The 6,041-nt window shown below is 73.2% G+C and carries 5 protein-coding genes and 1 rRNA gene; 5 read left to right on the forward strand and 1 reads right to left on the reverse strand.

Translation table 11 applies throughout. The annotated features are described in order from the left end of the window. Positions 1-44: 44 nt before the first annotated feature. The 5 genes from IE273_RS03875 to IE273_RS03895 are packed head-to-tail and all read left to right on the forward strand — an operon-like array spanning position 45 to position 5,730. A complete protein-coding gene (locus IE273_RS03875) occupies positions 45-1,448 on the forward strand; it encodes a glycerophosphoryl diester phosphodiesterase membrane domain-containing protein (RefSeq protein ID WP_189813668.1) in 1,404 nt (467 codons plus the stop codon). Between the two features lie 4 nt (positions 1,449-1,452). Then, a complete protein-coding gene (locus IE273_RS03880) occupies positions 1,453-2,238 on the forward strand; it encodes a DUF4129 domain-containing protein (RefSeq protein WP_373309291.1) in 786 nt (261 codons plus the stop codon). After that, positions 2,235-3,431 carry a DUF4350 domain-containing protein gene (locus tag IE273_RS03885; protein ID WP_189813669.1) on the forward strand — a complete coding sequence of 399 codons (1,197 nt, stop codon included), beginning with the start codon at positions 2,235-2,237 and terminating at the stop codon, positions 3,429-3,431. The genes IE273_RS03880 and IE273_RS03885 overlap by 4 nt, the downstream gene beginning before the upstream one ends. After that, positions 3,431-4,420 (forward strand): AAA family ATPase, encoded by a 990-nt coding sequence (locus IE273_RS03890; protein ID WP_189813726.1) that lies wholly within the window; start codon positions 3,431-3,433, stop codon positions 4,418-4,420. Before IE273_RS03885 ends, IE273_RS03890 begins: the two co-directional genes overlap by 1 nt. Beyond that, positions 4,420-5,730 (forward strand): DUF58 domain-containing protein, encoded by a 1,311-nt coding sequence (locus tag IE273_RS03895; RefSeq protein ID WP_189813670.1) that lies wholly within the window; start codon positions 4,420-4,422, stop codon positions 5,728-5,730. Before IE273_RS03890 ends, IE273_RS03895 begins: the two co-directional genes overlap by 1 nt. A 96-nt stretch (positions 5,731-5,826) precedes the next feature. Here the strand turns inward: IE273_RS03895 and rrf are convergent. Continuing rightward, positions 5,827-5,943: ribosomal RNA gene (rrf, locus tag IE273_RS03900) — 5S ribosomal RNA — on the reverse strand. Between the last annotated feature and the right edge of the window lie 98 nt (positions 5,944-6,041).

Genomic DNA, 6,041 nt, shown 5'->3' on the forward strand with positions numbered 1-6,041 from the left:
AACCTGCCGCCGCGACCGCGGACGGGCACCGAGAAGGAGCTTCGATGACTGACACTCCGGGCTGGGCCTCGCCCGGATCCGCCCCGTCGTCCGAGGGGCGGGAACCCGGTGCGTCCGGCCCCGCCGAGCCCGCGGACCGTCCCGGCCCGAGCGAACCGGCGCCGCAGCCGAGCGCGGACCCGCAGGGCCCAGGCTCGAAGTGGTCCACGGCACAGCCGCCGGCCGGCCAGTGGTCCGCACCCACCGGTGCCCCGAGCCCGAACCAGGCACCCCCGCCCCCACCTCCCGGCCCGGGCTGGGGCGGCGGGCAGCCCGGCGGCCCCGGCCCCGGCCCCGGCCCCGGCGGCTACGGTGCCCCCGGCGGGTACGGCGGCCCCCCTCCCGGCTACGGCGGTTACGGCACCCCGGGCGGCTACCCCGCCTGGGGCGGCGGCTGGGGAGGCCCCCCGCCGGCGGCCAAGCCCGGCGTCATCCCGCTCCGCCCGCTCGGTGTCGGCGAGATCCTCGACGGCGCCGTCTCCACCATGCGCACCTACTGGCGCACGGTCCTCGGCATCGCGCTGGCCGTCGCCGTCGTCACGGACACCTGCCTGGTCCTCGTCCAGGGCTTCTTCATCAACGACGCCCTCGCCCGCACATCGCTCGACAGCCGCACCGCCACCCTCGACGACGTCTACCGCTCCCTGCGCGATTCCATGATCGGCACCGGCATCGTCACGGTGATCTCCGCAGCCGCCGTCATCGTGGCCACCGCCCTGCTCACGACCATCACCAGTCGGGCCGTGCTCGGCAGGCCGGTCAGCACCGGCGAGGCCTGGCGCGAGGCCCGTCCGCAGATCCCGAAGCTGGCCGGACTGCTCATCCTGCTCGGCCTGATCACCATCGGGGTGATCGTCGCCGGCGCACTGCCCGGCTTCCTGGTCCTGCTGAGCGGCGGCAGCGACGCCGGCGGAGCCGCCCTGTTCGCCCTGGGCATCCTCGGAGGAGTCGTCGTCGCGGTGTGGCTGGCCATCCGCTACTACCTGGCCGCTCCCGCCCTGATGCTGGAACGCCAGAGCGTCACCAAGGCCATGAGCCGCTCCGCCAAGCTGGTGCGCGGCTCCTGGTGGCGCGTCTTCGGCATCCAGCTGCTCGCCTGGCTCATCGCCAACATCGTCTCGGCCATCGTCACCATCCCCTTCGCCCTCATCGGCGCCGCCGTCAGCGGTGACGGCATGGACGACTTCCTCGGCACCAGCGGCGGACACGTCGGCTGGGCGTTCCTGATCATCCGGGGCATCGGCTCCCTGCTCGGCACCACGCTCACCCTCCCGATCAGCGCTGGCGTCACCGTGCTCCTCTACATCGACCAGCGCATCCGCCGCGAGGCCCTCGACCTCGAACTGGCCCGCGCCGCCGGCGTCCGGGGTCACGGCACCGGCGGCCCCGGCCCCGTCCCCGGGAGCTGATGCGGTGAGCCTCACGGGGGGAGTTCTCACGGCGGCGCCCCCATCGGGCACCGCCACCGCGGTCGCGGGCCGGCTGCTGCGTGCGACGGACCGGGTCGTGCTGGCCGGTGGCTCGGGAGACGAGCCACCGGTGACCATCGGGCGCGATCCCGCACGCGAGGCGGCCCGGCGCGAGCTGTCCAAGGGGATGTACCACGAGAACGACCCCAGCCTGCTCCAGCGTGCCCTGAACGCGTTCTGGGACTGGCTCGACCGGGCCCTCGGCTCGGCTGCCTCGGCGACCCCTGGTGGCGCGGTCGGCCTGGTCGTCGTCATCCTGTTCGTCGTCGCCGTCCTCGCCGCCCTGTGGTGGCGCCTGGGCACCCCCCACCGCCGGCCCGCCTCGGCCGCAGTCCTCTTCGACGAGCGCCCCCGCAGCGCCGCGGAACACCGCGCCGCCAGCGAGGCCCACGCGGCCCAGGGCCACTGGAACCAGGCCGTCCAGGAACGCATGCGGGCCCTCGTCCGCTCCCTGGAGGAACGGGCCCTGCTCGACGTGCGCCCCGGCCGCACCGCCGACGAAGCAGCCGCCGAGGCCGGGCGCGTCCTGCCCGCGCAGACCGACCGACTGCGCGCCGCCGCCCGTGAGTTCGACGACGTCACATACGGCGGACGCACGGCCGGCGAGCCGTCGTACCACCGCCTCGCCGAACTCGACCGCGACCTGGAACACACCAGACCGGCCCTCGCAAACAGCCCCGCCAGCGCCACCACCAAGGCCCAGAGCACCCGCCAGGGGGCCGCCGAGTGACCACCGAGACCGCCCCGGCGACCACCTCCACCGCGTCCTCCGGCCGCCGGCTGTGGACCCGGACACGAGGCATCGCACTCGCCGTCGTGCTGCTCCTGGCCGCGGCCGTCGCCATGGCCGCCGTACGCTCCACCACCCGCCACGGCGACCTGGACCCGCGCTCGCCCGATCCCTACGGCAGCCGCGCCGTCGCCCAACTCCTGGCCGAACGAGGCGTCTCCACCCGCGTGGTCACCACCCTCGGGGCGGCCCGCGCCGCCACCGGCCCGGACACCACCCTGCTCGTCGCCGTACCCGACCTGCTGACCCACCGCCAACAGACCCAGCTGCACGCGGCGACCGCGTCCTCCGGCGGGCGGACCGTCCTCGTCGCGGCCGGCAGCTGGTCCGTCGAACGGCTCGCCCCCGGGGTCGCCGCGGACCCCGCCACCAGCGACAGCTCCACCCTCGACCCGGACTGCACGCTGCCCGAAGCCCGGCGCGCGGGCCCCGCCGACACCGGCGGCACCCGTTACACCACCACCCGCCTCGACGCCGACTCCTGCTACCCCAGCGAACGCCTCGCCACCCTGCTGCGCGTCCCCGCGACCTCCGGAGGCGGTGACACCGTCGTCCTCGGCGCGCCCGACATCCTCTACAACGACCGCCTCGACGAGCAGGGCAACGCCTCGCTCGCCCTTCAACTCCTCGGCTCCCGCCCCCATCTGGTCTGGTACCTCCCCTCGCTGTCCGACGCCTCCGCCACCGAGAACGGCGAACGGAAGAGCTTCCTCGACCTGCTCCCCCCGGGATGGCTCTGGGCCACCCTGCAACTGTTCATCGCGGCAGCCCTCGCCGCCTTCTGGCGGGCGCGCCGGTTCGGCCCCCTCGTGCCGGAGAAACTCCCCGTCGCGATCCGTGCCTCCGAGACCGCCGAAGGCCGCGCCCGCCTCTACCGCAACGCCAACGCCCGCGACCGCGCCGCCGCCGCTCTTCGCTCCGGCACCCGCACCCGCCTCGCCCCCCTCGTCGGCGTCCCCGTCACCCAGGCGCACACGCCCGAGGCCCTGCTTCCCGCCGTGTCCGCCCACCTGGCCGGCGACGGACAGGCCCTGCACTCCCTCCTCTTCGGACCGCCACCCGGCGACGACGCGGCCCTCATCACCCTCACCGACCAACTCGACGCCCTCGAAAGAGAGGTACGCCGTTCATGATGGACCCGACCACTGACAACGCCGGGCAGAGCGGGGACCCGGGCACCGCCCGGGCCTCCCTGGAAGCCCTGCGCGCCGAGATCGCCAAAGCCGTGGTCGGCCAGGACCCCGCCGTGACCGGACTCGTCGTCGCCCTCCTCTGCCGCGGACACGTCCTACTAGAAGGAGTCCCCGGGGTCGCCAAAACGTTGCTCGTCCGCGCCCTCGCATCCGCACTCGAACTCGACACCAAGCGCGTCCAGTTCACCCCCGACCTGATGCCGAGCGACGTGACCGGCTCCCTCGTCTACGACACCCGCACCGCCCAGTTCTCCTTCCAGCCCGGCCCGGTCTTCACCAACCTCCTCCTCGCGGACGAGATCAACCGCACCCCGCCCAAGACCCAGTCCTCCCTGCTGGAGGCCATGGAGGAACGCCAGGTCACGGTCGACGGCACCCCCCGCCCGCTCCCCGAGCCCTTCCTCGTCGCCGCGACGCAGAACCCGGTCGAGTACGAGGGCACCTATCCCCTCCCCGAAGCCCAACTGGACCGCTTCCTCCTCAAACTGACGATCCCTCTGCCCTCCCGGCAGGACGAGATCGACGTCCTCACCCGGCACGCCTCGGGCTTCAACCCCCGCGACCTGCGCGCCGCCGGCGTACGCCCGGTCGCCGGTCCCGCCGACCTGGAGGCGGCCCGTGCCGCGGTCGCCACGACGGCCGTCTCCCCCGAGATCACCGCCTACGTCGTGGACATCTGCCGCGCCACCCGCGAGTCCCCCTCCCTCACCCTGGGCGTCTCCCCACGCGGCGCCACCGCCCTGCTCGCCACCTCGCGCGCCTGGGCCTGGCTGACCGGCCGCGACTACGTCATCCCCGACGACGTGAAGGCCCTCGCCCTGCCCACGCTGCGCCACCGGGTCCAGCTGCGCCCCGAGGCCGAGATGGAAGGCGTGACCGCGGACTCGGTCATCCACGCGATCCTCGCCCACGTCCCGGTCCCCCGCTGATGGCACTCACCGGACGCGCCGCCCTCCTCGCGGCCCTCGGCTCGATCCCCGTCGGCATCCTGGAACCGAGCTGGACGGGCATCCTCGCGGTCAACGGCCCCCTGGCCCTGGCCTGCGCCTGCGACTACGCACTGGCCGCGCCGGTACGCCGTCTCCAGCTCGCCCGCTCCGGCGACAGCTCCATCCGCCTCGGCGACCCCGCCAACGTCACACTCACGATCACGAACCCGTCCCGCCGCCCGCTGCGGGCACGGCTGCGGGACGCGTGGCCACCGAGCAGCTGGCAGCCGGGCACCGAGATCGACGCCTCCCGGCACCTGCTGACCGTCCCACCGGGCGAGCGCCGACGCGTGACGACCCGACTGCGCCCCACCCGCCGTGGCGACCGCCAAGCCGACCGCGTGACGATCCGCTCCTACGGCCCCCTCGGACTCTTCTCCCGCCAAGGCGCCCACAAGGTCCCCTGGACAGTACGGGTTCTGCCCCCGTTCACCAGCCGCAAGCACCTCCCGTCGAAACTCGCCCGATTGCGTGAACTCGACGGCCGCACCAGCGTGCTGACCCGCGGGGAGGGAACGGAGTTCGACAGCCTGCGCGAGTACGTTCCCGGTGACGACACCCGCTCGATCGACTGGCGTGCCACGGCCCGGCAGTCGGCCGTCGCCGTCCGCACCTGGCGCCCCGAACGCGACCGGCACATCCTGCTCGTCCTGGACACCGGCCGTACCTCGGCCGGCCGGGTGGGCGACGCACCACGCCTGGACGCCTCCATGGACGCGGCCCTGCTGCTCGCTGCTCTCGCCTCGCGCGCAGGCGACCGCGTGGCGTTGCTGGCCTACGACCGGCGGGTCCGCGCCCTGGTCCAGGGCCGCGCGGCGGGTGATGTGCTGCCTTCGCTGGTCCATGCGATGGCGACACTGGAACCGGAACTCGTCGAGACCAACGCTCGCGGCCTCACCGCCACCGCGCTGCGTACCGCGCCTCGCCGCTCCCTGATCGTGCTGCTCACGACGCTGGACGCGGCACCGGTGGAGCAGGGACTGCTTCCCGTGCTCCCGCAACTCACTCAACGCCATACTGTTCTGGTCGCCTCGGTGGCGGATCCGCACATTGCCCGTATGGCGCAGGCCCGGGGTGACACCGAGGCGGTGTACGAAGCGGCGGCAGCGGCTCAGGCACAGAGCGAGCGCCGGCGCACTGCCGAGCAACTTCGCCGTCATGGGGTGACGGTGGTGGACGCGACCCCTGAGGATCTGGCACCGGCGCTTGCGGATGCGTATCTGGCTCTCAAAGCGGCGGGTCGACTCTGAAAGGCTTCGGCCCCTCGCTGTCCCCTCGGGGACGCCGAATTGCCCTCAAACGCAGAAAACCCCCGCACCGAAGGTGCGGGGGTTTTCCCAAAAATTGTTCGGCGGCGTCCTACTCTCCCACAGGGTCCCCCCTGCAGTACCATCGGCGCTGTGAGGCTTAGCTTCCGGGTTCGAAATGTAACCGGGCGTTTCCCTCACGCTATGACCACCGAAACACTATGAAACAATCAACCGGAACGCCCCACACAAGGGACGACATGGTCGTGGTTTCAGAACCAACACAGTGAACGCGAGCGTCTGAGGACAAGCCC

Source organism: Streptomyces olivaceoviridis, assembly GCF_014650115.1.
GTDB lineage: Bacteria > Actinomycetota > Actinomycetes > Streptomycetales > Streptomycetaceae > Streptomyces > Streptomyces olivaceoviridis.